19 protein-coding genes are annotated in these 26,572 nt (G+C 73.0%); 13 read left to right on the top strand and 6 right to left on the bottom strand.

All coding sequences use genetic code 11. The features are described from left to right. Window positions 1-13 precede the first annotated feature (13 nt). The 5 genes from JL106_RS06065 to JL106_RS06045 form a co-directional block, all read right to left on the bottom strand. Window positions 14-1,387: a neutral zinc metallopeptidase gene (locus JL106_RS06065; protein WP_205259798.1), complete on the bottom strand. Its 1,374-nt coding sequence runs from the start codon at window positions 1,385-1,387 to the stop codon at window positions 14-16. After that, on the bottom strand, window positions 1,387-3,645 hold the full coding sequence (gene glgB / locus JL106_RS06060) for a 1,4-alpha-glucan branching protein GlgB (protein ID WP_407940111.1): 2,259 nt from the start codon (window positions 3,643-3,645) through the stop codon (window positions 1,387-1,389). The genes JL106_RS06065 and glgB overlap by 1 nt, the downstream gene beginning before the upstream one ends. 578 nt (window positions 3,646-4,223) lie before the next feature. Further along, window positions 4,224-5,672, bottom strand: coding sequence for a maltokinase N-terminal cap-like domain-containing protein (locus JL106_RS06055; protein ID WP_205259797.1), 1,449 nt, complete (start codon window positions 5,670-5,672; stop codon window positions 4,224-4,226). 49 nt (window positions 5,673-5,721) lie between these two features. Then, window positions 5,722-7,488: a maltose alpha-D-glucosyltransferase gene (treS, locus tag JL106_RS06050; RefSeq protein WP_205259796.1), complete on the bottom strand. Its 1,767-nt coding sequence runs from the start codon at window positions 7,486-7,488 to the stop codon at window positions 5,722-5,724. Window positions 7,489-7,540: 52 nt separating this feature from the next. Continuing rightward, window positions 7,541-9,580, bottom strand: a complete 2,040-nt coding sequence (locus JL106_RS06045; protein WP_205259795.1) for an alpha-1,4-glucan--maltose-1-phosphate maltosyltransferase — start codon at window positions 9,578-9,580, stop codon at window positions 7,541-7,543. Window positions 9,581-9,799: 219 nt separating this feature from the next. Between JL106_RS06045 and glgP the strand changes: the two genes are divergently transcribed. Next, window positions 9,800-12,397 carry an alpha-glucan family phosphorylase gene (gene glgP, locus JL106_RS06040; protein WP_205259794.1) on the top strand — a complete coding sequence of 866 codons (2,598 nt, stop codon included), beginning with the start codon at window positions 9,800-9,802 and terminating at the stop codon, window positions 12,395-12,397. A gap of 13 nt (window positions 12,398-12,410) precedes the next feature. Here the strand turns inward: glgP and glgX are convergent, their stop codons facing one another. After that, entirely contained in the window at window positions 12,411-14,615 is a 2,205-nt protein-coding gene (gene glgX, locus JL106_RS06035) for a glycogen debranching protein GlgX (protein ID WP_205259793.1), read from the bottom strand. Between the two features lie 138 nt (window positions 14,616-14,753). On the opposite strand from glgX, the gene JL106_RS06030 reads away from it, so the two are divergent. The 12 genes from JL106_RS06030 to lgt all read left to right on the top strand — a co-directional run bounded on the left by JL106_RS06030 (window position 14,754) and on the right by lgt (window position 26,288). Beyond that, window positions 14,754-15,635, top strand: coding sequence for an ABC transporter ATP-binding protein (locus JL106_RS06030; RefSeq protein ID WP_407940106.1), 882 nt, complete (start codon window positions 14,754-14,756; stop codon window positions 15,633-15,635). Window positions 15,636-15,670: 35 nt separating this feature from the next. Continuing rightward, window positions 15,671-16,900, top strand: a complete 1,230-nt coding sequence (locus JL106_RS06025; protein ID WP_205259792.1) for a THUMP-like domain-containing protein — start codon at window positions 15,671-15,673, stop codon at window positions 16,898-16,900. Window positions 16,901-16,951: 51 nt separating this feature from the next. Further along, the gene (locus tag JL106_RS06020; protein ID WP_205259791.1) at window positions 16,952-17,494 is read left to right on the top strand and encodes a mycothiol transferase; all 543 of its coding nucleotides are present in this window, start codon (window positions 16,952-16,954) and stop codon (window positions 17,492-17,494) included. Between the two features lie 50 nt (window positions 17,495-17,544). Continuing rightward, window positions 17,545-18,270 (top strand): bifunctional 1-(5-phosphoribosyl)-5-((5-phosphoribosylamino)methylideneamino)imidazole-4-carboxamide isomerase/phosphoribosylanthranilate isomerase PriA, encoded by a 726-nt coding sequence (priA, locus tag JL106_RS06015; protein WP_205259790.1) that lies wholly within the window; start codon window positions 17,545-17,547, stop codon window positions 18,268-18,270. 167 nt (window positions 18,271-18,437) lie between these two features. Beyond that, window positions 18,438-19,241 carry an imidazole glycerol phosphate synthase subunit HisF gene (gene hisF / locus JL106_RS06010; protein WP_205259789.1) on the top strand — a complete coding sequence of 268 codons (804 nt, stop codon included), beginning with the start codon at window positions 18,438-18,440 and terminating at the stop codon, window positions 19,239-19,241. Beyond that, window positions 19,238-19,597: a phosphoribosyl-AMP cyclohydrolase gene (hisI, locus tag JL106_RS06005; protein ID WP_205259788.1), complete on the top strand. Its 360-nt coding sequence runs from the start codon at window positions 19,238-19,240 to the stop codon at window positions 19,595-19,597. The genes hisF and hisI overlap by 4 nt, the downstream gene beginning before the upstream one ends. Before the next feature lie 139 nt (window positions 19,598-19,736). Continuing rightward, a complete protein-coding gene (locus JL106_RS06000; protein WP_205260052.1) occupies window positions 19,737-21,305 on the top strand; it encodes an anthranilate synthase component I in 1,569 nt (522 codons plus the stop codon). After that, a complete protein-coding gene (locus JL106_RS05995) occupies window positions 21,302-22,030 on the top strand; it encodes a Trp biosynthesis-associated membrane protein (protein WP_205259787.1) in 729 nt (242 codons plus the stop codon). The genes JL106_RS06000 and JL106_RS05995 overlap by 4 nt, the downstream gene beginning before the upstream one ends. Window positions 22,031-22,179: 149 nt before the next feature. Further along, on the top strand, window positions 22,180-23,004 hold the full coding sequence (gene trpC, locus JL106_RS05990) for an indole-3-glycerol phosphate synthase TrpC (RefSeq protein WP_205259786.1): 825 nt from the start codon (window positions 22,180-22,182) through the stop codon (window positions 23,002-23,004). Window positions 23,005-23,089: 85 nt separating this feature from the next. Further along, the gene (gene trpB / locus JL106_RS05985; RefSeq protein WP_268928033.1) at window positions 23,090-24,400 is read left to right on the top strand and encodes a tryptophan synthase subunit beta; all 1,311 of its coding nucleotides are present in this window, start codon (window positions 23,090-23,092) and stop codon (window positions 24,398-24,400) included. Continuing rightward, a complete protein-coding gene (gene trpA, locus JL106_RS05980) occupies window positions 24,397-25,224 on the top strand; it encodes a tryptophan synthase subunit alpha (RefSeq protein ID WP_205259785.1) in 828 nt (275 codons plus the stop codon). The genes trpB and trpA overlap by 4 nt, the downstream gene beginning before the upstream one ends. 8 nt (window positions 25,225-25,232) lie before the next feature. After that, window positions 25,233-26,288 carry a prolipoprotein diacylglyceryl transferase gene (lgt, locus tag JL106_RS05975; protein ID WP_328841491.1) on the top strand — a complete coding sequence of 352 codons (1,056 nt, stop codon included), beginning with the start codon at window positions 25,233-25,235 and terminating at the stop codon, window positions 26,286-26,288. The last annotated feature ends 284 nt before the right edge of the window (window positions 26,289-26,572 follow it).

Raw genomic sequence — 26,572 nt, 5'->3', positions numbered from 1 at the left:
TCCGGACGATCGGTCACTGGCAGGCGCGGATCCCGGGGTCGTAGCCGTCCTGGAAGCCGGTGACGAAGCCGGACAGTTCGGTCAACCGGACGCCCGGTTCCCGGCTCAGCAGCCGCAGCGCCTGGTCGGCGTCGCCCGGGACGGTCCCCAGCTGCTCCGGGTCGCGGCCGGGGGAGGCGCCCGACCCGAGCCCGGCGTCGCTGACCAGCGTCCACCCCGACTCCGTCGTCCACGCCGTCCAGGCGCCGAGGAAGCACGCGGCGCCCGGACGGGACCCGATGCGCTCGAAGCCGACCCGCTGCACGGCCGCCGCGGCCGGCGCGAAGGTGCCGATGCGGCGGGCGGTGTCGACGTCGGGGACGCCCGGGGCGTGCTCGGGAGCGATGCGGTCGGCGTCGACCGAGCCGCCCAGACCGACCCGGTCGGCGAACGCGGCAGCGGAACGCGTGCCCGCGGTGATGATCTCGTCGCTGCTGCGGGCGGACCGGGCCGCGGCGGGATCCGTTCCGGAGTCGCCGGCGACGCCTCCCCCGACGTTCAGGGTGCTCCGCCCGAGCAGCTCGTCGCCGAGTTCCCAGCAGGCGGCGGTCCCGTCCCTGGCCCCGGTCAACCAGGCGGTGGCCCGGTCCACGGCCGAGCCGTGCGCGGCCGGGTCCAGCACGTCCACGCCGGGAGGATCGGCCAGGTCCAGGACGGGAGTGAGGGCGCGGGCCATCGAGTCCTGGCCGAGTCGCAGGTGCTCGGTGCCGCCCTCGGCGGCCCAGGCCAGGAAGGCGCCGGCGGCGCAATCGGCCTGGGCCTCGGTGATCAGCGTGGGGGTGTCGCGGTCGAACATCTCCGGTCGGAGCCGGGCCTGCACGGCGTGCCCGAACTCGTGGGCCAGGGCACTGGCCAGGCCGGCATCCCCGGACCGGGCCCGCAGACTGGGCACCAGCGACGTGGCGTCCCAGACGATGCCGTCCTCGTCGTGGCAGTAGTAGGCGTTGAACGAGATCGTGTCGTCACCACCCAGGCACAGCACGTCGCTGCCGGTCGCGCCGACGCCGACGGCGGCGTAGCCACCCGTCGGCGTGTCCAGCTCACCCAGTTCGTCGGTCCAGAACCGTTGCAGATCGGCCAGGATGGCCAGCACCACGCGGTCGTCGGCGGTGAGGGCCGCGCCGGGCACCGTTCCGCGGAACGGCACACCGGGCACCAGGTCCTCGGCCGTGGCGCCGGGGGACACGTCGACCCGTTCGGCCCGGTCGGCGGTGCCGGCTCGGCCCGGGGCCACCTGCGGCACGAAGCCGGGAAGGAACGCGGCCACCACGACCAGCACGGCCAGCAGCGCCAACAGCCACCGCCCCGGGCCGGCAGTCGACCACTGCCGGCCCGGGGACGGGGCCATCAGTCCTGGTCCTGCGACACCTGGTCCCCCGCCTCGGAGTCCCCGGCGCTCTGGTCGACCAGAGCGCCGAGGTCACCGAGCTGACCCTCCGGCACGAACCACAACGCACCCAACGGCGGCAGGGTCAACGTGGCGCTGGCCGGCTGTCCGTGCCAGCTGGTGTCCGAGGCCATGACGGCGCCCATGTTGCCGGCGCCCGATCCGCCGTACCACTCCGAGTCGGAGTTGACGACCTCGCGCCACACGCCGCCGAACGGCAGCCCGACCCGGTACCCGCTCTTGGGCGTCGGCGAGAAGTTGAGCACGCAGGCCAGCACCGACCCGTCCGAGCCCCACCGCAGGTACGCCAGCACGTTGCCGTCCCGGTCGTTGGCGTCGACCCAGGTGAAGCCGGCCGAGGTGAAGTCCTGGCTGTACAGCGCGGGTGATGACTTGTAGACCCGGTTCAGGTCACCGACGAGCCGGCGCACGCCCTCGTGCAGCGGCTGCTCGCGGAGCTGCCACGGCAGCTCGTGGGAGTCGTTCCACTCCCACGGGTTGCCGAGTTCCTGGCCCATGAACAGCAGCTGCTTGCCCGGGTGCGCCCACTGGTGCGCCAGGTAGGTGCGCAGGGTGGCGGCCTTCTGCCAGTCGTCGCCCGGGATCTTGCCCCACAGCGAGCCCTTGCCGTGCACCACCTCGTCGTGACTGATGGGCAGCACGAAGTTCTCGCTGAACGCGTACATGAGCGAGAAGGTCATCTCGTTGTGGTGCCAGGACCGGTGGACCGCGTCCCGGGCGATGTACCCGAGGGTGTCGTGCATCCACCCCATGTTCCACTTCAGGTGGAAGCCAAGCCCCCCCAGGTGCGTGGGCCGGGTCACGCCCGGCCACGCGGTGGACTCCTCGGCGATGGTGACCGCACCCGGCACCCGCTTGCCGACGGTGGCGTTGGTCTCCTGCAGGAAGGCCACCGCGTCCAGGTTCTCGTTGCCGCCGTACACGTTCGGCAGCCACTGGCCCGGTTCCCGCGAGTAGTCCAGGTACAGCATCGAGGCGACTGCGTCGACGCGCAGGCCGTCGATGTGGAACTCCTCCAGCCAGTAGAGCGCGTTGGCCACCAGGAAGTTGCGCACCTCGCGCCGACCGAAGTCGAAGACGTAGGTGCCCCAGTCCATCTGCTCACCACGGCGCGGATCCGGGTGCTCGTACAGCGGTGTCCCGTCGAAACGGGCCAGCGCCCACTCGTCCTTGGGGAAGTGGGCCGGGACCCAGTCCATGATCACACCGATGCCGGCCTGGTGCAGCCGGTCGATCAGGTACTTCAGGTCGTCCGGCGAGCCGAACCGGGCGTCCGGCGCGTAGTACGAGGTGACCTGGTAGCCCCACGACGGGGCGAACGGGTGCCCGGCCAGCGGCAGGAACTCGACGTGGGTGAAGCCGGTCTCGGCCAGGTCCTCGATGAGCGCGTCGGCGGCCTCGCGGTAGCCCAGATCACTGCGCCACGAGCCGAAGTGGATCTCGTAGATCGACATGGGCGAGCTCAGCTGGTCCGTCTCGGCGCGCCGGGCCAGCCAGTCGGCGTCCGACCACTCGTGGCGGCTGGTGGTGACCGTCGAGGCGGTGGCCGGCGGGCGTTCGGCGGCGAAGGCCAGCGGATCCGCCTTGTCGCGCCAGACGCCGTCCTGGCCGAGGATCTGGTACTTGTACCGGGTCCCGTCGCCGATGCCCGGCACGAAGAGTTCCCAGACACCGGACGACCCGAGCGAACGCATCGGGGTGCCCGATCCCGTCCAGTGGTCGAAGTCGCCGGTGACCCGCACCCCGCGGGCGTTCGGCGCCCACACCGCGAAGGACGTGCCGGTGACGGTGCCGCCCGGGGTGTCGTAGCTGCGCACGTGCGCCCCGAGGACGTCCCACAGCCGCTCGTGCCGACCCTCACCGATCAGGTGCAGATCCAGCTCACCCAGGGTCGGCAGCCACCGGTACGGGTCGTCGACCTCGTAGGTGTTGCCGTCGGGGTAGCTGATCCGGATGCGGTAGTCGCCCACCGGCCCCGGCACCTCGACGGAGAAGATTCCCCCGTGGGTGTGCTCGAACGGCAGCTCGCGGCCGTCGGTGAGCAGCACCACCTCGGTGGCCTGGTGGCGCAGGGTGCGGACCACGGTGGAGCCGTCCGGCCGCGGGTGGGCGCCCAGCAGGGCGTGCGGGTCGTGGGTCTCGCCCCCGATGACCCGCTCGTAGTCGTCGGCGGACGGGACCCAGCCCTGCTCGGCCACGGCCGCCCGGGTCTCCGGCTCGGTGGTGGCGCCGCCGGCCTGCGGCTGGTCCGCCGGGACCGACTGCTCGGCCAGCGGCGTCTCGACGGTGGCGGACCCGGCCACCACGGCCGCCGGCGCGACCGCGGCGGCCGCCCCGGCGGCGGAGAGGACGCTGACCCCGCGGGTGTCCACGGCCACGTCGGCCGGCGTGGTGTCCACGGCGGGCGTCTCGGCGGCGGTGTCGACAGCGGTGTCGGCGGGGACCTCGGTCGCCGGGACACCGGCGACGGTGCCCTCCAGCTCGACCACCTCGGCCGGCTTCTTGCGGGCCCGCGAGGCGCGCGGCTTGGCCGGTGCCTTGGCCGCGGGGGCGGCCGCGGCCGCCGAACCTTCCGCGGTCGGATCGGTGGGGGTCGGCTCGGCGGTGGCTGCGGGCTTGCGGGCCCGGCTGGCCCGGGGCTTCTTCGCGGGGACGGGCTCGGTCCCGGCCGGGGCTGCGGCGTCGGGAACGGCCGCGGCGGCCGGATCCGACTTCGGCTTGCGCGCCCGGGTCGCCCGCGGCTTGGGGGCGGCCGCCTCGCGCTGCGGTTCGTCGGTCACAGGGATCCTCCGGCATTGATGAGGCGGGAAACCGCCTGCAGTGGAATGCTTTCCCAACTCGGGCGGTGGCCGTGCTCGTAGACGACCTCGTACACCGCCTTGTCCAGTTCGAACGCCCGGAGCAGGCCGCCGGCCTGCCGCGGGTCCGTGCCGGCCGCGGCGGCGTAGCCGTCGCAGAAGGCCGTGCTGTTGCGGGCGGCCCACTCGGCCGCCCGGAAGACGTGCTGGGCGTCCGGTCGGCCGCCCACCAGCGGCTGGTGGGCGGCGTAGTCGAACGAGCGCAGCATGCCCGCGATGTCCTTGAGCGGGCTCTGCATCGACCGGCGGAAGGCCAGCGGCTTGGCCGGCTCACCCTCGAAGTCGATGACCAGCCAGCCGGTCAGGGTGCGCAGCGTCTGCCCCAGGTGCAGATCGCCGTGGACGCGCTGCAGTTGCAGCGAGGCGGCGTGCGCGGCGGCCTGCTCGAACACCGCGAGGATCCCGGGCAGGTACTGGGTCAGCGACGGCGCCTGCTCGGCCGCCGACCGGGCCTCGATGGCCATGTCGTCGAGGATGCGGCGCAGCTCGTCGGTGTCGGCCGAGCGGCCGCCGAAGGCGCCGGCCAGGTCGGCGTGCACCGCGGCGACCGCCTCGCCGAGCCGGTGTGCCTCGGCCGCGAAGTCGCCACCCACCTCGTCCGCCCGCAGGTCGCCCTCGGCCATCAGGTCGCGGACGCTGGACAGGGCCATCGCCCAGCCCTCGGCACTGTTCGGGTAGAACCGGGTGAGCAGGCCCAGCGTCGTCTCCCGGCCGGCCTCCTCGTCGCCGACCGGGCCGATCAGCTCGCCCAGCGGCTCGGCGATGTGCCGGCATCCGGCGGCCGCCAGCGCCCGGTGCACCTCGGCGTCCGGGTTCGGACCCGGCTCCAGGCGTCGGAACATCTTCAGGATGGCCGAATGGCCGTACACGATGGAGGTGTTGGACTGCTCGGCGCCGATGACCATGCCGTGCGCGGTGATGTCGATGTCGGCGTCGGGTTCGCGGACCGCGTGCACCGGGCCCAGGGCGGCGGCGTCGGCCACGGTGGTGATCAACAGGCGGGACACCGCCGGCAGCAGCAGCGCGTCGGTGGCGGACAGTCCGCCGGCCGTGCCGATGGCACCGGCGTGCTCCTCGGCCCCGGTGCCCTCGGGTTGCCAGGCCAGCCACAGCTGGTACTGCGAGCGCCCGTGCGACCCGCTCACCTCGATGAGCACCTGCTCGACCGTCACGTGCAGGTCGTGCTCGCCGGCGACGGCGACCAGGTTGCGGTCGGTGATGCCGACGACCGCGTCGGGATCCTGCTTCGCGGCGTACCACCGCTGCTGCGGCAGCCAGCCGGCGAGCAGGGTCACCAGGTCGGTGTCGCTCACCGGCGCGGCCTGGGCGGCCGCGCCCGGATCCGATCCTGCGTTCGCTGACGTCACTTTCCGGTCCTCCTCGACGAGCTCGGCCTGGTCTGCACGATCGCCGCCGTCACTGCTGCTCCGGCTCGCCCGAGATGTCGAACCAGTAGAACCCGTGGCCGGGGAGGGTCAACAGGTACGGCAGCTCACCGATGCGGGGGAACTGCACGCCGCCGGTCAGCTCGACCGGGATGGCGCCTTCGTGCTCGCGCAGGTCGAGCTCCACCGGTTGCGGGAAGCGCGACAGGTTGTTGACGCACAACACGGTGTGCGGGCCCTCGCCGTCCAGGCCGCCGACGCCGTCGAAGTGCCGGACGTAGGACAGCACCGTCGGGTTCGAGCCGCCCAGGTCGGTGAACTCGCCGATGGCGAAGGCCGCGTAACGGGACCGGATCTCGAGCATCCGGCGGGTCCAGTGCAGCAGTGAGGCGGTGGAGTTCATCTGGGCCTCGACGTTGATCGTCTGGAACCCGTACTGCGGGTCCATGATCGCCGGGAGGTACAGCCGGGCCGGGTCGCAGCGGGAGAACCCGGCGTTGCGGTCCGGGGTCCACTGCATCGGGGTGCGCACGCCGTCCCGGTCGCCCAGCCAGATGTTGTCGCCCATGCCGATCTCGTCGCCGTAGTACAGGACCGGTGACCCGGGCAGCGACAGCAGCATCGCGGTGAACAGCTCGATCTGGTTGCGGTCGCCCTCCAGCAGCGGGGCCAACCGGCGGCGGATGCCGATGTTGGCCTTCATCCGCGGGTCCTTGGCGTACTCGGCCCACATGTAGTCGCGGTCCTCGTCACTGACCATCTCGAGGGTGAGTTCGTCGTGGTTGCGCAGGAAGATGCCCCACTGCGCGCTCTCCGGGATGGCCGGCGTCTGGGCCAGGATCTCCGAGATCGGGAACCGCGACTCCCGTCGCGCGGCCATGAAGATGCGCGGCATGAGCGGGAAGTGGAAGCACATGTGACACTCGTCGCCGCCCACGGCCGGGTCGCCGTAGTACTCGACCACGTCGGCCGGCCACTGGTTGGCCTCGGCGAGCAGCACGGCGTGCGGGTACTCGTCGTCGATCACCTTGCGGCAGCGCTTGAGGAACTCGTGCGTCTTGGGCAGGTTCTCTCCGTTGGTGCCCTCCTCCTCGAAGAGGTAGGGCACGGCATCGAGCCGGAACCCGTCGATGCCGAGATCGAGCCAGAACCGCAGGGTGTCGATCATGGCCTCGCCCACGGCCGGGTTCTCGAAGTTCAGGTCGGGCTGGTGCGAGAAGAACCGGTGCCAGTAGTACTGCTTGCGGACCGGGTCGAAGGTCCAGTTGCTGGGCTCGGTGTCGACGAAGATGACCCGGGCGTCCGGGTACCCCGTGTCGTCGTCCCGCCAGACGTAGTAGTCGCCGTACGGCCCCTGAGGATCGCGCCGGGACTCCTGGAACCACTGGTGGGCATCGCTGGTGTGGTTCATGACCAGGTCGGTGATGACGCGGATGCCCCGGGCGTGCGCGGCGTCGAGGAGGGCCACGAAGTCCTCGACCGTGCCGAACTCGGGCAGCACCTTGCGGAAGTCGGCGATGTCGTACCCACCGTCCCGCAGCGGGGAGTCGTAGAACGGCGGCAGCCAGAGACAGTCGACGCCCAGCCACTGCAGGTAGTCGAGCTTGTCGATCAGGCCGCGCAGGTCGCCGGTGCCGTCACCGTTGGAGTCGGCGAAGGCGCGCACCAGGACCTCGTAGAAGACGGCGCGCTTGTACCACTCCGCCTGACCGGCGATCGGTCGGGCGTGGGCGAACGAACTGGCATCCGGTTCCGGCAACGGACTTCCGGACGCGGTGGCGGCGGGCGATGAGGTCATGCGGTGCGTTCCTTCACCAGGCGAGGGCCGGACTGGACGACGGTGGGGCGGGTCAGCCGAGCGGCGGAGCGGACGGCGTCGCCGGTGTCGGTTCGGGTCGGCGGACGGTCAGGACGTGCGCCGTCCGCCAGTGCGGGTCGAGCAGGACGAAGTTGCGCTCCCCCCACTGGTAGGTCTCGCCGGACAGTTCGTCGACCACCTCGAACCGCTCGTCCCAGGACATACCCAGCTGGGCCATGTCCAAAGCAGTCTCACCGGACTGCGGCTTGAACGGGTCCAGGGTGACCACGACGATCACGGTGTCCCCGCTGACCGGGTCGTGCCGGGAGAAGCACAGCATCTGGTCGTTCGAGATACCGTGGAACCAAAGACCTTTCATCCGCTGCAGGGCCGGATGGGCGCGCCGGACGGCGTTCATCCGGCCGATGTAGGGCTCCAGGGAACCTCCCTGGCTCAGCGCGGCGGCGTAGTCCCGGGGACGCAGCTGGTACTTCTCGGAGTCCAGGTACTCCTCGCTGCCCACCCGTACGGCCCGGTGCTCGAAGAGCTCGAACCCGGAGTACACGCCCCAGCTGGGACTCAGCGTGGCGGCCAGGGTGGCGCGGATGGCGAAGTTGGCCGGACCGCCGTGCTGCAGCGCCTCGTGCAGGATGTCCGGCGTGTTGGGCCAGAAGTTCGGCCGCATGTAGTCGCTGGCCTCGACCAGCTCCACTGCGTAGTCGATGAGCTCCTGCTTGGCGTTGCGCCAGGTGAAGTAGGTGTACGACTGCGTGAAACCGAGCCGGCCCAGCTCGTGCATCATCGCCGGCTTGGTGAACGCCTCGGCCAGGAAGATCACGTCCGGGTGCTGGCGGTGCACCTGTGCGATCAGCCACTCCCAGAAGTCGATCGGCTTGGTGTGCGGGTTGTCCACCCGGAAGACGCGGACCCCGTGGTCGATCCAGTGCTGCACCACCCGGAGCACCTCGGCGTACAGGCCCTGCGGGTCGTTGTCGAAGTTGAGCGGGTAGATGTCCTGGTACTTCTTCGGGGGGTTCTCCGCGTACGCGATGCTGCCGTCCGGCCGGGTGGTGAACCACTCCGGGTGCTCGGCCACCCAGGGGTGGTCCGGGGCGCACTGCAGGGCCAGGTCGAGCGCGATCGTGAGGCCGCGCTCGGTGGCCGCGGCCACGAACGCGTCGAAGTCCTCCAGGGTGCCGAGCTCCGGGTGCACGGCGTCGTGGCCGCCGAACCGCGACCCGATGGCCCAGGGCGAGCCGACGTCGGTAAGCTCCGGGGTGACGGTGTTGTTGCGCCCCTTGCGGTTCACCTCGCCGATGGGGTGGATCGGCGGCAGGTAGACGATGTCGAAGCCCATGGCGGCGATGCGGTCCAACATGCCGATGGACTCGCGGAAGGTACCGTGCCGCAACGGCCGGCCCTCCACATCGATCTCGGCGCCGACCGACCGCGGGAAGAACTCGTACCAGGCGCTGGACTCGGCCAGCGGGACGTCGACCCACACCTGCTGTGCGGGGGACTTGGTCACCAGTTCGCGGATGGGCTCGGCCTGCAGCACCGACCACAGCTCGTCGGCCAGTGCCGGACCGAGACGTTCGGCCACCGAACGGGTCCCGTCGCGCAGGGCGTCCACGGCCACGGAGATGGCGGCGGTGTAGCGCTGCCGCGGGCGCGCGGCCAGCGTCTCCAGCAGCCGGGCGCCGGTCTCCAGGTCGTTGGCCAGTTCGTCGGCGCCCTGACCCGCGGCCGCCTTGACCTCGACAGCGTGCCGCCAGGTGTTCAACGGATCGCTCCAGGCCTCGACCACGAAGCTCCACAGTCCCGGCCGGTCGGGCACCACGGTGGCGGTGTAGGAGGTGCTCCAGTCCGCGGTCCGGGTCATCCGGTGCAGCGGTCCGGCCGCCTCGCGCGGCCGGCGCCCGGTGACGGGGTCGGCCGGCGGCCGCCACACCACGTTCGCGGCGACGGCGTCGTGTCCCTCCCGGAAGACCGTCGCGGTGATCTCCACCGGTGCTCCGACCACCGCCTTGCTGGGGTACCGCCCGCAGGCGACCGTGGGAGTGATGTCGTTCAGTCCGATGCGACCAGCCACGCGGCCAACCTACCGGGAGGCCCCCGGTGGTGCACCGGCGCCGTACCCGCGGGCGACACGGCGTGTCGGACACCGCTGGGCCACCCGGAGGACGGCACCCGGTTCTGCTGTGACCGAAGATCACCCTGAGTGTCTGGATCGTGCCGGACTGGGCAGATGTCATCGGAAAGTCGTCGGGCCGTTGACCGCCGTGGCCGGGGCCGGGTTAGGTTCGGGGTCGTGAAGGCCCTCCGTCGGTTCACCGTCCGCCCGCAGCTGCCCGAGCCGCTGGAACCCCTCGGCGCACTGATCCGCAACCTGCGCTGGTCCTGGCATCCGGCCAGCAAGGACCTGTTCGCGGACATCGACCGACAGCTGTGGGAGCAGCTGGAGGGCGATCCCCTGGCCCTGCTGGGGGCCGTCTCGGTGGCCCGCCTGCAGGAGCTGGCCGGCGACGAGGACTTCCTGCTGCGGATGCGGGCGCTGTCCGACGACCTCGGCCTGTACCTGTCGGAGCCCCGCTGGTACCAGCAGCAGGTGGCCGCCGGGGCCGAGTTCCCCGACGCCGTCGGCTATTTCTCCATGGAGTTCGGCCTCACCGAGGTGCTGCCCAACTACTCCGGCGGTCTGGGCATCCTGGCCGGGGACCACCTCAAGTCGGCGTCCGACCTGGGCGTGCCGATCATCGGGGTCGGCCTGCTCTACCACTTCGGCTACTTCTGGCAGTCGTTGTCCGCCGACGGCTGGCAGCAGGAGCACTACCCGGCGCACGACCCGCAGGGGCTGCCCATCGAGCGGGTGCTCGACCCGGAGGCGGGTCCGGGCCGGCAGCTGACCGTCTCGGTGTCGATGCCCGGTGGCCGCACGCTGGCCGCCCGGGTCTGGCTGGCCCAGGTGGGCCGGGTCCCGCTGCTGCTGCTGGACGCCGACATCGAGGAGAACGACGACCACCTGCGCCAGGTCACCGATCGGCTGTACGGCGGCGACCAGGACCACCGCATCAAGCAGGAGATCCTGCTGGGCATCGGCGGCGTGCGGGCGATCAACGCCTGGTGCCGGATCACCGGGCACGCGCGGCCCGAGGTCTTCCACATGAACGAAGGGCACGCCGGATTCCTGGGCGTGGAGCGGATCAGCGAGCTGATCGCGGCCGAGGGTGTCACCTTCGACGAGGGTCTGGCGGCCGTCCGGGCCGGCAACGTCTTCACCACCCACACCCCGGTCCCGGCCGGGATCGACCGCTTCCCGGTCGATCTCGTGCGGCACTACCTCGACGGCGACCAGCACGGCCGATCGCGAGTGCTGCCCGGCATCGAGGTCGAGCGCATCGTTGCCCTGGGCGCGGAGCCGGACCCGAGCCGGTTCAACATGGCCCACATGGGGTTGCGTCTGGGGCAGCGGTCCAACGGCGTGGCCAAGCTGCACGGCGTCGTGTCCCGCAACATGTTCTCCGGGCTATACCCGGGCTTCGAGGCCGAGGAGGTGCCGATCGGCTCGGTGACCAACGGTGTGCACCTGCCCACCTGGGCCGCCCGCGAGATGGTCGAGGTGGCGGGGGAGATGGCCGACTGGCAGGACCTCGCCTCGGCCTCGGAATGGCCTGCTGCGGACCGGGTCCCGGCCGCCCGGCTGTGGGAGATCCGGCGACTGCTGCGATCCCGTCTGGTCGACCTGGCCCGGGCCACCGTCCGCCGCTCCTACCTGCAGCGCGGCAGCACCGAGGCCGAACTCGACTGGACCGACAGCATCCTCGACCCGGACGTGCTGACCATCGGGTTCGCCCGGCGCGTCTCGACCTACAAGCGGCTCACGCTCATGCTGCGCGACCCGGCCCGGCTCAAGCAGATCCTGCTCGACCGTGACCACCCGGTGCAGATCGTGGTGGCCGGCAAGGCGCATCCGGCCGACGAGTACGGCAAGCGCTTCATGCAGGAGATGGTCCGGTTCACCGACGATCCGGAGATCCGGCACCGCATCGTCTTCCTGCCCGATTACGACATGGGCATGGCCTCGGTGCTGTGCGCCGGCGCCGACGTCTGGCTGAACAACCCGATCCGCCCGCAGGAGGCGTCCGGCACCTCGGGCATGAAGGCAGCGCTGAACGGCGCGCTCAACCTGTCGATCTCCGACGGCTGGTGGGACGAGCTCTACGACGGGCACGACGGGTGGACCATCCCGTCGGCGAACGGCGTGGACGACGCCCGCCGGGATGAGCTGGAGGCCTCGGCCCTGTACGGGCTGGTGGAGAGCCGGGTGGCGCCGCTGTTCTACCAGCGGGACGCGGCCGGGGTGCCGCAGGCCTGGATCGACATGGTGCGGCACGCCCTGGCCTACCTGGGGCCACGGGTGCAGGCGACCCGCATGGTCCGGGACTACGTCACCGGGTACTACGGGCCGGCGGCCCGGTACAACCGCCGGGTCGGGCAGGACCTTGCGGTGGCCAAGGATCTGGCCGCGTGGAAGACGCGCGTCGCGGCGGCCTGGCCGCTGGTGCGCGTGGTGAACGTGGACACCTCGGGCATCGGCACCGATCCGTCGCTGGGCAACGTGATGACCGTCCGGGCCTTCGTCGACCTGGCCGATCTGCAGCCCGAGGACGTCGAGGTGCAGACCGTCACCGGGCGGGTGGACGAGCACGAGGATCTGCACGACATCACCACCGTGCCGATGTCGGTGCTGCCGGCCGGGGCCGAGAGCGTCGACCCGGCTGAAGGTTTCCGGTTCGAGGCGCAGTTGCCGCTGACCCGGTCGGGCGCGGTGGGGTACACCGTACGGGTGCTGCCGCGGCACCCGCTGCTGGTCTCGCCGGCCGAGCTCGGCCTGGTCACCCACGCCTGAGCCGGCCTGGCGGTCAGCTCCCGTCCGGTCCGGCCCCGTCCACCGTGCCGGGGTCGGGCCGGTGGGCCCGCAGCAGCCAGCAGGTCCGGGCCGGCAGCGTGACCGGCAGTCCGGCGGCGATGGCCTGGTCGTCGGCCGGGACGCCGGTGTCGGTGCCGGTGTCGATCACCGGGCTGTAGGCGGTGCCGTACGGACCGGCCGGCAGCACCACGTCCACGTCCTCGGCGCCGGCATGCAGCACCAGCAGCCACGACTCGTCGACCAGCGGCTGCCCGGCCGGTCCGTGGCCACGGACGTCGCGGCCGTCCACCCACATCTGCACGGTCGACCGGCTCCCGTCGAACCAGTCGTTCATCGTCATCTGCACGCCGGAGTCGTTGAACCACACCAGGTCCGGGATGCCGTCACCACGGCCGGACGGAGCCCGACCGTCGAAGAACTCGCCCTGGTGCAACGCCGGGGCGGCCCGCCGCACGGCCAGCACGCGCTGGGTGAACGCCAGCATGGACGCGCCCGGGCTGCCCGGCACGTCGACGGGTGACCAATCCAGCCAACTGATCTCGTTGTCCTGGCAGTAGGCGTTGTTGTTGCCGCGTTGCGTCCGCCACAGCTCGTCCCCGGCGGTGATCATCGGCGTCCCGGTGGCCAGCAGCAGCGTCGCCATCAGGTTGCGGGCCTGCCGCAGGCGGGTCGCCACGATCGCGGGATCGTCCGTCTCGCCCTCGACACCGTAGTTGGCGGAACGGTTCTCGTTGGTACCGTCACGGTTGCGCTCACCGTTGGCCTCGTTGTGCTTCCCGGCGTAGCTGACCAGGTCGCGCAGCGTGAACCCGTCGTGCGCGGTGATGAAATTGATCGACGACCACGGTCGCCGGCCCTCGCCGTACAGGTCGGAGGACCCGGTGAGCCGGTACCCCAGGTCGCGGACCCCACGCTGGCCGCGCCAGAAGTCGCGGACGGTGTCGCGGAACCGGTCGTTCCACTCGCTCCACTGCACCCCGAACCGGCCCACCGCGTAGCCCTCGCCGGTGGCGTCCCACGGCTCGGCGATCAACTTGCGCCGGGACAGCACCGGGTCGGTGGCAATGGCGGTGAGCAGGGCCGAGGCTGGGTCGAACGTCCCGCCGTGCGGTCGGCCGTGCACCGAGGCCAGGTCGAAGCGGAACCCGTCGACGCCGAGATCGGCCGCCCAGTAGCGCAACGAATCGGTGACCATGCGGGTGACCGGCAGCATGCCCGGGTCGACGGTCCGCCCACAGCCGGTGATGTCGTGGCCGTCGGCCAGGTAGTACGACCGCGGGGACATCCCCGTCCAGGACAGCATCGCCGACTGGCTCGGGCTGCCTTCGCAGGTGTGGTTGTAGACGACGTCCAGGATGACCTCGAGCCCGGCCTCGTGCAGCGCGTCGACCATCCACACGAACTCCTCGAGCTCGCGTCCGCGGGCCGAGGCGTAGCCGGGGTGCGGCGCGAAGTAGCCGAGGGTGGAGTAACCCCAGTAGTTGTGCCGCCCGGTGGCGGCCAGGCCCGGCTCGTCGGCGTGCGCGTGCACCGGCAGCAGCTCGACCGCGGTCACGTTCAGGCTCAACAGGTGGTCGATGACGGCCGGGTGGCTCACGCCGCGGAAGGTGCCGCGCAGCCGGCGGGGCACCTCCGGGTGCAGCCGGGTCAGCCCGGCCACGTGGGCCTCGTAGATCACCGTGTCCGCCCACGGGGTCTCCGGCCGGGCGGAGATCGACCGGACCGGGTGCGAGACCACACCCACCGGCACGGTGTCCGCGTCGGTGGTCACCCCGGGCGTCCCAGCCGCGGTCAGGTCGTAGGCGGTACCGGTCAGCCGACGGGCGTACGGGTCGAGGAGCAGCTTGGCGCCGTCGTGGGCGTGCACCCGGTAGCCGTAGCGCTGGCCGGCCAGCACGCCCGGGACGAAGGTGTGCCAGATGCCGTAGGTGCGCTCCTCCATCAGGATGCGTCGTTCCTCGCCCTGGGCGTCGACCAGGCACAGCTCCACCCCACCACCGGTGGCGTCGGCGTCGGCGATGACCGCGAAGTTGGTCCCCGAATCGGTGACGGTGGCGCCGAGCGGGAACGCCTCACCGGGGAACGGGCTGGAGCCGAACCGGGGCACCGCGCCCGGGTTGGCGGCTCCGGGGGCGATCCGCCAGTCCCAACCGTCGTCGACCGGGCGGCGCAGGGCGGGAGGTCGGATGCCGGTCATCGGCGCATCCTCCCAGGGCGCGCTCCACCCGCGTGTCGGATCCGTGTTGGATCCGTGCTCCGGCCGTGGCCGTGCCGGGGCGGCGCGGCCGACCGGCCGGACCGGTGCCGTCTCCGGCGCACGGACCGGTGGGGAACAATGACCCGCGTGACTGCCGCCAGAGCGCCGATGCCCCGACCGACAGCCTCCGCCCCCGGATCGACCGGCACCGCCGGGCGCCCCTCGATCGTCCCGGGTCCGGACTCGGTGATCCACGGCTTCGACGTCACCGTCCGGCGCGGCGGCACCGTCCTGCTCGACGCGGTGAGCTGGGAGGTGCTGGCCGACGAGCGCTGGGTGGTGCTGGGGCCGAACGGCGCGGGCAAGACGACCCTGCTGCAGGTGGCGGCGGCGCAGCTGCATCCGACCTCCGGGCGGGTGCACGTGCTCGGCGAGCGGCTCGGCGCGGTCGACCTGGCCGAGGTGCGGCCCCGCATCGGGGTGTCCTCGGCCGCGCTGGCCAGCCGGGTGCCGCCGCAGGAACGCGTGGTCGACGTGGTGGTCTCCGCCGGGTACGGCGTGCTGGGTCGGTGGCGGGAGCGTTACGACCAGCTCGATCTCGACCGGGCCACCGAGCTGCTCGACGCGATGGGGGTCGCCCGGCTGGCCGACCGGATGTACGGGACGTTGTCCGAGGGCGAGCGCAAGCGCACCCTGGCCGCCCGCGCGCTCATGGCCGACCCGGAGCTGCTGCTGCTCGACGAGCCGGCCGCCGGCCTCGACCTGGGCGGCCGGGAGGACCTGCTGGCCCGGTTGACCCGGCTCGCGCAGGACCCGGCGGCGCCGACCACAGTGCTGGTGACGCACCACGTGGAGGAGATCCCGGTCGACTTCACCCACGTGCTGCTGTTGCGCGACGGCGGCGTGGTGGCGGCCGGTCCGGTCGCCGAGACGCTCACCGAGGAGCACCTGTCGGCCACCTTCGGCATGTCCCTGGCGCTGGAGCAGCGCGGCGGACGGTTCTTCGCCTACGCCCGCTGAGCGGGCCCCCGACCGACGGACCGAGCGAGCCGCCCGTGGCGTACCGGTTCTCCCTCGACGACGTGGCCTTCCTGCGGTCCGCCGCCGGGACCGACGCGCTCGGCCTGGCCGCCGGGCTGGCCCTCACCGACGCCACCCGGCTGCGGGACGCCGATCGGCTGCGCCGGGCGGTCGGCGCCCGGGCCGCCGCCGTGCTGGAGACGGCCCGGTTGCGCCGGCTGGCGGTCGCCAAGCTCGGCCCGCTCAGTGCCGACTGGCTGCTCACCGACGAGGCACTGCAGCAGGCCACCCCGGCGCCGGTGGCCGCTCATCGCGCCGCCCGGCTGGCCGGGATCGGTGTGCACGACCTGACCTGCTCGATCGGCACCGAGTTGGTGACGCTGGCCGCCGGCTGCCCGGTGGTGCTCGGGTCCGACCTGGACCCGGTGCGGCTGGCCATGGCCGCGCACAACCTGGCCCACTCCGGGACGCCGCCCGGTGTCCCGGTCGTCCTGGCCCGGGCCGACGCCCGCACGCCGGTCGGACGCGGCCTGCTGCGGTACGCCGACCCGGCCCGCCGCTCGGGCACCGGACGCCGCATCACGTCCGCGGACACGGTGCCGTCGGTGGCCGAGCTGGACGCCGGATCGGCCGACCGACCGCCGGTGCTGCGGGTGCCGCCGGGCATCGACCATGACGCACTGGCCCGGCCCGGTGAGGTGGAACTGGTCTCGCTGGACGGCACGGTGCGCGAGGCGGTGCTGTGGCCGGCCGAACTGGCCGGACCCGCCCGCCGGGCCACCGTGCTGACCACCCGGCTTGACGGCACCGCCACCGTTCTCGGCATCGGTCTCGGCATCGAGCAGGTGTCGTCGACCGAACCCGACGACGCGCCGGTCACCCCGGTGCAGGACTGGATCGTCGACCCGGACGGCGCCGTGGTCCGTGCCCACCTGGTCCGGCAGTGGGCGGCGCGGCACGGCCTGTCCCGGCTGGATGAACACCTGGCCTACCTGACCGGACCGCGGCCGCCGGCCGGGGTGCGCGCCTTCCGGGTGCTCGACACGGCGCCGTTCACCGAGCGGACCGTCGCGCAGTGGTGCCGACGTGACGACATCGGCACGCTGGAGATCAAGCAACGGGGTACTGCCGTGGTGCCGGACGTGCTGCGGACGCGGCTGCGTCCGGCGTTGCGGGGACCGACCATCCACGCCGCCACCCTGGTGGTGGCCCGCGTCGGCCGCTCCGCACAGGCCTATTGGACCCGGGCGGTCGACCTGCGCTGAGCACGCCCCATCCACGGACCGTCCACCGGACCGCCACCAGGAAGGACCCACATGCGGACTGCCGAACTGCTGACCGAGGCCTACGGACGCATCGCCGAACGGGTGCACGACGTGCTGTCGGCCAAGGACGGGAGTGACCTCGACCCGGCCGACCTGGCCTTCCGGCCTGCGGGCCGGGCCGGCGCACCCGCCGGCAACTCGATCGCCTGGCTGGTCTGGCACCTGACCCGCGTGCAGGACGACCACATCGCCGAGGTCGCCGGCCGACAGCAGGTCTGGCTGGAGGAGGACTTCGTCGCCCGGTTCGCGCTGCCGTTCGAGCCGGCCGCCACCGGGTACGGCCAGACCAGCGTCGACGTGGACGAACTCGGGGTGGCCGGGACCGGGGCCGCGCCGCTGCGCGAGTATCACGACGCCGTGCACGCCCGGACGCTCGAGTTCGTTGCCGCGCTGAGCGACGCCGACCTGGACCGGATCGTCGATGAGCGCTGGGACCCGCCGGTCTCGTTGGGCGTCCGCCTGGTCAGCGTGCTGGACGACGACTTGGAGCACGTCGCCCAGGCCGCGTACGTCCGGGGCCTGCTCGGGCACTGACGTGGGCATGCGGCACTGAAGCGCATCGGGAGCCCGTAGCCTTGCCCGCCGTGAGCTTCGAACTGCTTCCCGCCGTCGACGTCGCGGACGGCCAGGCCGTGCGCCTGGTCCAGGGCCGTGCCGGTACCGAGACCACCTACGGAGCGCCGTTGGACGCCGCCCTGGCCTGGCAGCGGGACGGCGCCGGGTGGATCCACCTGGTCGACCTGGACGCCGCCTTCGGCCGCGGGTCCAACGCCGCGCTGCTGGCCGAGGTGGTCGGCCGGCTGGACGTGCGGGTCGAGTTGTCCGGCGGCATCCGCGACGACGCCTCCCTCGAGGCGGCCCTGGCCACCGGCTGCGCCCGGGTCAACATCGGGACGGCCGCGCTGGAGCAGCCGCAGTGGTGTGCCGCAGCCATCGCGCGGTACGGCGACCGGGTGGCCGTGGGCCTCGACGTCCGGGGCTCGACGCTGGCCGCCCGCGGCTGGACCGAGGACGGCGGAGACCTCTGGGAGGTGCTGGCCCGGCTGGACGAGCAGGGCTGCTCCCGCTACGTCCTCACCGACGTGACCAAGGACGGCACCCTCCAGGGCCCGAACCTGGAACTGCTGCAGCAGGTGTGCGCCGCCACCGACGCCCCGGTGGTGGCCTCCGGCGGCGTGTCCAGCCTGGACGACCTGGTCGCGCTGGCGGGTCTGGCGTCGGTCGGCGTCGAGGGCGCGATCGTCGGCAAGGCGCTCTACGCGGGGGCGTTCACCCTGCCCGAGGCGCTGCGGGCGGTCAGCGGGTCCTGAGCCCGCGGCGTTGCCGCGGCAACGCGTTCGGAACGCTCCGTCCGGCCGCGACCACAGTGGGCCACGGAGGCGTTGCCGCGGGAACGTCTCGGCCACCCTCCGCCGCCCGGCGATCACCCTCCGCCGCCCGACCGGAGCACGGTCGCCCACCTCGTAGGGTGGTCGCCGTGACGGTGGCGGTACGAGTGATCCCGTGTCTGGACGTGTCCGAGGGCCGGGTGGTCAAGGGCGTCAACTTCGTGCAGCTGCGCGACGCCGGCGACCCGGTCGAACTGGCCCGGCGGTACGACGAGGCCGGCGCCGACGAGCTGACCTTCCTGGACATCACCGCCACCAGCGACAATCGGGCCAGCGCCCACGACATGATCCGGCGCACCGCCGAGCAGGTGTTCATCCCGCTCACCGTGGGCGGCGGAGTGCGCACCGTCGAGGACATCGACGGACTGCTGCGGGCCGGCGCCGACAAGGTGTCGATCAACTCCGCCGCGGTGGCCCGGCCGGAGTTCCTGCGCGAGGCGGCCGACCGGTTCGGCTCGCAGTGCGTGGTGCTGGCGGTGGACGCCCGCCGGGTGACCGCCCAGCACGAACTCGACTGCCCGTCCGGGTTCGAGGTGACCACCCACGGCGGCCGCCGGGGGACCGGTATCGACGCGGTGCAGTGGGTGCGGCAGGCCGAGGAGGCCGGCGCGGGGGAGATCCTGCTCACCTCGATGGACGCCGACGGCACCCGGGACGGCTTCGACACCGTCATGCTCACCACCATCCGGGCCGCCGTCGGGGTCCCGCTCATCGCCTCCGGTGGGGCCGGCACGCTCGAGCACTTCCCGGCCGCGGTCGACGCGGGTGCGGACGCGGTGCTGGCCGCGTCCGTCTTCCACTTCGGGCAGCTGCGCATCGACGAGGTCAAGGCCGAGCTGGCCCGGACCGGGCACCCGGTGCGGCGCACCCCGACCGCCGGGAGCCCGGCATGACCGGGCCGACGGCACCCGAGCAGCTGGACCAGCTGCTCGCCGGGTTGCGGTTCGACGCCGCCGGCCTCATCTGTGCGGTCGCCCAGCAGTACGACACCCGCGAGGTGCTCATGGTCGCGTGGATGGACGCCGAGGCCGTCCGGGCCACGCTGACCACCGGCCGGGCCACCTACTTCTCCCGGTCCCGGCAGCAGCAGTGGGTCAAGGGCGACACCTCGGGACACACCCAGCGGGTGGTCGAGGTGCGGCGCGACTGCGACGGCGACACGCTGCTGGTGCTGGTCGACCAGACCGGCCCGGCCTGCCACACCGGCACCCGCACCTGCTTCGACGACGGGCTGCTGCGGTCCCGCTGAGCCGGTGGCCAGGTCCGGCCCGGTCGGGAGCACGCCCGCCGGGCGGCAGAATGGCCGCGTGTCTGCGACCGCCACCACGTCCCCTGAGTCGGTTCCCGGTCCCACCCGGGCGTCCCGGTCCACCGGCGGCGCCTGGCCCCTGGGTGAGATCCGGCCGACTCGGGAGGAGTTCCGGGCGCTGGCCGCCGAGCACCGCCGGGTGATCCCGGTGACCCGGCGGCTGCTGGCCGACGCCATCACCCCGGTCGGCCTGTACCGCACCCTGGCCCAGGACCGCCCCGGCACCTTCCTGCTCGAGTCGGCCGAGCACGGCGCCAGCTGGTCCCGGTGGTCCTTCGTCGGCGTCGCGTCGGCCGCCGCGCTCACCGAGGTGGACGGCGGGGTGCACTGGATGGGCACCCCGCCGGCCGGGCTGCCCGCCGACGGCGACCCGCTGGCCGCCCTGGCCGAGACGGTCCGGCTGCTGCGGACCGAGCCGCTGGCCGGGCTGCCGCCGCTGACCGGCGGCATGGTCGGCTACCTCGGCTACGACGTGGTGCGGCGCTGGGAGAGGGTGACCGTGCCCGGCGGCCGTGCGGTGGACGAGCTGCACATCCCCGAGCTGGTCATGCTGCTGGCCACCGATCTGGCCGCCCTGGACCACCACGAGGGCGCGGTCACCCTCATCGCCAATGCGGTGAACTGGGACGCTACCGACGAGCGGGTGGACGCGGCCTACGACGACGCGGTGGCCCGACTGGAGGCCATGACGGCCACCCTGGCCGAGCCGCATCAGGTGCCGGCCGCGGTGTTCACCGCCCGCCGGCCCGAGGTCCGGAACCGCACCACCTCGCAGGACTACCAGGACGCGGTGCGCGTCGCGCAGGAGCACATCCGGGCCGGCGACGCGTTCCAGGTGGTCGTCTCGCAGCGTTTCGACGTGCCGACCACCGCCGATCCGCTGGACATCTACCGGGTACTGCGGGCCACCAACCCCAGCCCGTACATGTACCTGCTCCGGGTGGACACCCCGGACGGCGGGCCCATCGCCGTCGTCGGCTCCTCGCCCGAGGCGCTGGTCACCGTGCGCGGCGGCCAGGTGACGATGCACCCGATCGCCGGTACCCGGCCCCGCGGGCACGACGAGGAGGAGGATGCGCTGCTGGCCAAGGACCTGCTCGAGGACAGCAAGGAGCGTTCTGAGCACGTCATGCTGGTCGACCTCGGCCGCAACGACCTCGGCCGGGTCTGTGCGCCGGGCAGCGTCCGGGTGGTCGACTTCTTCTCCATCGAGCGGTACAGCCACGTCATGCACATCGTCTCGACGGTGACCGGCACGCTGGCGTCGGACCGCACCGCGTACGACGCGCTGGCCGCCTGCTTCCCGGCCGGCACCCTGTCCGGGGCGCCGAAGCCGCGGGCCATGCAGATCATCGACGCGCTGGAGCCGGCCCGGCGCGGTGTCTACGGCGGCGTCGTCGGCTACCTGGACTTCGCCGGGGATGCCGACACCGCCATCACCATCCGGTCCGCCCTGGTCAAGGACGGCGTCGCCTCGGTCCAGGCCGGGGCGGGCGTGGTGGCCGACTCGGTGCCGGCCAACGAGGACGCCGAGTGCCGGGCCAAGGCGTCCGCGGTCATCGCCGCCATCGGCGCCGCCGAGACCATGCAACCGGTCGTGCCGCAGCCGGACGGGTCGGTGTCCCGGAACGGGACCGACCGCCGGTGAGCGACGCCCCCGACGACCGTCCCGAGGTCGAGCCGACGGCGCGGTCGCGCCGTCGGCCGGTGGCGGTGCTCTGGCTGTCCGCGGTGCTGGGTGCCGCGCTGGCCGCGTCGGCGGCCGGGCTGACCTGGTGGACGCAGTCGTTCGACGACCCACTGCAGGGCCGGATCGACATCGCCGAGTCCGGTGGATCGGTGGTGCCAGCCCTCATCCCGATCGCCCTGGTGGCGCTGGCCGGGCTGGCCGCCACCCTGGGCGTCCGCGGGTGGCTGCGACGCGGGCTGGGCGTGCTGCTGGCCGCGGCCGGCGGCGTGCTGACCTGGCTCAGCCTGGCCGCGCTGGGCGGTCCGGCCGAGGGCCTGACCGACCGGCTCGCCCGTCCCGCCGCCCCGGTCGGCGGGGCGGACGTGCATCCGGTCGGTCCGCTGCTCGGCGCCCAGGGTGGGCTGTTGATCGCGCTGGCCGCGGTCCTCGTGGTGGCCGGGGTGGGCGCGCGCCGGCTGGGCAGCCGGTACGAACGCCCCGCCCGACGGGCCGGGTCGGCCGCGCGTCCGGTGCCCGCGACCCCCGAGCCGACCGGACCGGCTCGCGGCGACGGTGCCGACAGAGCCGGCGACGTCGCGGACTCCGCGAACCCAGCGGCCCCCGTCCGGTCGGGGGACACCGATTCACTCGACTGGTGGCGGCAGCTCGATGCGGGCGTCGATCCGACTCGTAGCGATGGGTGACGCTCACGAGCGCGGGTGGTCCTGAGCCCTTCCCGCGCCGGTTACCATGTGTTTCTGATGACACCGCCACCACCAGGAACGGCCGATCCCGGTTCGGGGGACGGCAGCACCGGTCAGGCCCTGGTCCTGCGTCTGGTTGGGGAGCACGCATGAACGTCCTCCAGTCGATCATCGAGGGGGTCCGGGAGGACCTGGCCGTCCGTGAGGCGGCCGTGCCGCTGGCGGAGGTCAAGGCCCGCGCGGCCGACGCGCCGCCGCCCCGTCGGGTGCTCGAGGTCCTGCTGGAACCCGGCGTCGGGGTGATCGCCGAGGTCAAGCGGCGCAGCCCGTCCAAGGGCGATCTGGCCAGCATCGCCGACCCGGCCGCGTTGGCCGCCACCTATGCCGACGCGGGTGCCCGGGTCATCTCGGTGCTCACCGAGCAGCGCCGGTTCGGGGGCTCGCTGGCCGACCTCGACGCGGTCCGGCGCACAGTCGACGTGCCGGTGCTGCGCAAGGACTTCGTGGTCAGCCCGTACCAGGTGCACGAGGCACGCGCCCACGGCGCGGATGTCGTGCTGCTCATCGTGGCCGCGCTCGACCAGCCCGTGCTGCACGGGCTGCTGGAGCGGGTCGAGTCGCTCGGCATGACCGCGCTCGTCGAGGTGCACACCGAGGCCGAGGCCGATCGCGCGCTGGCCGCCGGGGCCCGGGTCATCGGCATCAACGCCCGAGACCTGACCACCCTCGAGGTGGACCGGAACGTGTTCGCCCGGATCGCCCCGGGCCTGCCCAGCGACGTGGTCCGCATCGCCGAGTCCGGCGTCCGCGGCCCGTCCGACCTGCTGGCCTACGCCGGGGCCGGCGCCGACGCGGTGCTGGTGGGCGAGGGCCTGGTCACCAGCCGGGACCCGCGGGCCGCGGTGGCCGATCTGGTCACCGCGGGGTCGCACCCGTCCTGCCCGCGCCCGGCCCGGCTGCACCGGCCCCAGTAACTCCGTCCAGGCGTCCCGACCGGGCGCGATCGTCCCGTCGTTCGTTGGGAGCAGTCCGCACGTGAACTCCGCCGCGCCCGCAGGCCTGTCGTCGCCGCTGCCGCGGCACTCCGAGGCGATCGCCGGAACGGCGCACGACCCCGACGAGCGCGGCTACTTCGGCCGGTTCGGTGGCCGTTGGCTGCCCGAGGCGCTGGTCGGTGCCCTCGACGAGGTGGCCGAGGCCTGGCGCAAGGCCCGTCGTGACCCGTCGTTCCTGGCCGAGCTGGACCGGTTGGCCCGTGACTACGCAGGGCGGCCCAGCCCGGTCTGGCCGGCCGATCGGCTGACCGCCCAGGTCGGCGGCGCGCGCATCCTGCTCAAGCGCGAGGACCTCAACCACACCGGCAGCCACAAGATCAACAACGTGCTCGGCCAGGCCCTGCTCGCGCAGCTGATGGGCAAGACCCGGATCATCGCCGAGACCGGTGCGGGGCAGCACGGGGTGGCCACCGCCACCGCCGCGGCCCTGCTCGGGCTGGACTGCACCATCTACATGGGCCGGGTCGACACCGAGCGGCAGGCACTGAACGTGGCCCGGATGCGATTGCTCGGCGCGGAGGTCGTGTCCGTGGCCACCGGTTCGGCCACCCTCAAGGACGCCATCAACGAGGCGTTCCGCGACTGGGTCGCGACCGTCGACCACACCTTCTACCTGTTCGGCACGGTCGGCGGCCCGCACCCGTTCCCGGTCATCGTCCGCGACCTGCAGCGGATCATCGGACTGGAGGCGCGCGCCCAGGTGCTCGAGCAGACCGGGCGGTTGCCCGACGCGGTCGCCGCCTGCGTGGGCGGCGGTTCGAACGCGATCGGCATCTTCCACGCCTTCCTGGACGATCCGGACGTGCGGCTGGTCGGCCTGGAGGCCGGTGGGGACGGCGTCGAGACGGGCCGGCACGCGGCCACCATCAGCGGGGGATCGGTCGGGGTGCTGCACGGCGCCCGGTCGTTCCTGCTGCAGGACGCGGACGGCCAGGTCATCGAGTCGCACTCGATCTCCGCCGGCCTGGACTACCCGGGCGTCGGGCCGGAACACAGCCATCTGGCCGACATCCGCCGCGCCGAGTACCGGCCGATCACCGACACCCAGGCGATGGAAGCGCTGGCCACGCTGGCCCGCACCGAGGGCATCATCCCGGCGGTCGAGTCGGCGCATGCGGTGGCCGGCGGCATCGACCTGGCCCGCGAGCTCGGCCCGGACGGCATCGTGCTGATCAACATCTCCGGCCGCGGCGACAAGGACATGGAGACGGCCATGCGCTGGTTCGGCCTCGGCGAGCCCGACCAGCACCAGGACCCGCCGGACGGGTTGCCCGTCCCGCCGGCGGGCACCGCCGAAGGAGAGCCGGCCCGATGAGCACCCCGACCACCGCCGACCAGACCGGCACCGGCCGGCTGGCCGAGCTGTTCGCCCGCACCCGCGCCGAGGGGCGGGCCGCCCTGGTCGGCTACCTGCCGGCCGGGTACCCCGACCCCGCCACCTCCCGCCGGCTGTTCGCCGCGATGGTCGAGGGCGGCTGCGACCTGGTCGAGGTGGGCCTGCCGTTCTCCGACCCGGTGCTGGACGGGCCGGTCATCCAGGCCGCGGCGCAGACCGCGCTGGCCGCCGGCTGGCACACCCGCGATGTCTTCGACCTGGTGGGCTCGGTCACCCGGGCCGGCGGACAGGCCGTCGTGATGACCTACTTCAACCCGGTGCTGGCCTACGGCGCCGACGCGTTCGCCCGGGACCTGGCCGCGGTCGGCGGCGCCGGCGTGATCACCCCGGACCTCATCGTCGACGAGGCCGACGAGTGGACCGCCGCCGCCGAGGCCCACGGGGTCGCGCCGATCTTCCTGGTCGCCCCGTCCTCGCCGACCGAGCGGATCGCCCGCACCACCGCGGCCACCCGCGGCTTCCTGTACGCCGCCTCGGTGATGGGTGTGACCGGCGGCCGGGACCAGGTCGGGGCAGGCGCCGCCGACCTGGTGGCCCGCTGCCGGGCGGTCACCGACCTGCCGATCGGTGTCGGTCTGGGCGTGCGGACCGCCGAGCAGGCGGCGCAGATCGCCGGCTTCGCCGACGCGGTCATCGTCGGATCGGCGTTCGTGCAGGCGGCCGGGCCGGACGGCACCGACGTCGAGGGCGTCCGCCGGCTGGCCACCGAGCTGGCCCGCGGGGTCCGGGCGGCCTCGGCATGACCGGCGGCGTGACCGCCGGGTTCCTGGCCACCATCCCGTCCCCGCCGCAGGGCGTCTGGTACGTCGGTCCGATCGCCGTCCGCGCCTACGCGGTCTGCATCATCGTCGGCATCGTGGTGGCGGTCTGGTGGGGCAACCGCCGGTTCACCGCCCGCGGCGGCCGTCCCGGCCGGGTCACCGACATCGCCGTCTTCGCGGTGCCGTTCGGCATCATCGGCGGCCGGCTCTACCACGTGATCACCGACCACCAGCTGTACTTCGGCGACGGTCGCAACCCGTGGAACGCCTTCGCCGTCTGGAACGGCGGGTTGGGCATCTGGGGCGCCATCGCCCTCGGTGCGGTCGGCGCCTGGATCGGCTGCCGGTACTACAAGGTCCCGCTCAGCGCCTTCGCCGACGCGGTCGCACCCGGGATCGTCGTCGCCCAGGCCGTCGGCCGGCTGGGCAACTGGTTCAACCAGGAGCTGTTCGGTTCGGCCAGCGACCTGCCGTGGGCGCTGGAGGTCTACCTGCGCACCCCGGACGGGGTGGCGGGCCAGATCCCGGCCGGCTCCACCTGCGAGTTCCCGACCGAGTACGTCAAGGCCAGCCCCGAGGTGCTGTGCGGCACGTTCCAGCCGACGTTCCTGTACGAGCTGCTGTGGAACCTGGCGGTGGCCGCGGTGGTGGTCTGGGCCGACCAGCGGTTCCGGTTGGGCGGTGGCCGGGCGTTCGCGCTGTACGTGGCCGGCTACACCCTGGGCCGGACCTGGATCGAGCTGCTGCGCATCGACCCGGCCAACGAGTTCCTCGGGCTCCGGATCAACGTCTTCACCTCGGTCATCGTGTTCCTCGGCGCCGTGCTGTTCCTGGTGCTGCGCCGGCACGTGCCGCGGGAGGATCCGGCGCTGGTGTGGGGCGGCCGTGACGGCGTCCGGCCCGACGGCGACCGGCCCGATGATCACCAGGCCGGCCCCACGGCGGTGGCCGGCGCCGCGACGCCGGTCGAGACGGCGGCTGAGACGGCGGCTGAGACGGCGGGGAACCGGACCCCGGAGGAGGATCAGGACCCGCACCGCGGGTGACGGTCCTCGCCGCCCGCCGCAAGGCGCGGGCATCACACCGGCGACGCTGTTCGTCGGTGTCCGAACGTGCGGTAAATTCCGTGCGGTAACTCCGTGAAGGCCGGGCCACTGTCGTCCTGAGTCGCACCCACCCTGCTGAAGGGCCTCCGGTCGCCGACCTGAAGTCCGTGCTTCGAACGCTGTCCGGAATTCGCCGAGCCGGGTCTTCCCGGCCGCACCAGCTCACGACGAGGTCGCCGATGGCGCCGCCCTTCGGTCGCGGGCGCCCACTCCACCCGCTGCCG

The sequence above is a fragment of the Nakamurella leprariae genome, from assembly GCF_016918035.1.
In the GTDB taxonomy this organism is placed as follows: Bacteria; Actinomycetota; Actinomycetes; order Mycobacteriales; family Nakamurellaceae; genus Nakamurella; species Nakamurella leprariae.
This window is presented reverse-complemented; position numbering and strand designations above follow the sequence as displayed.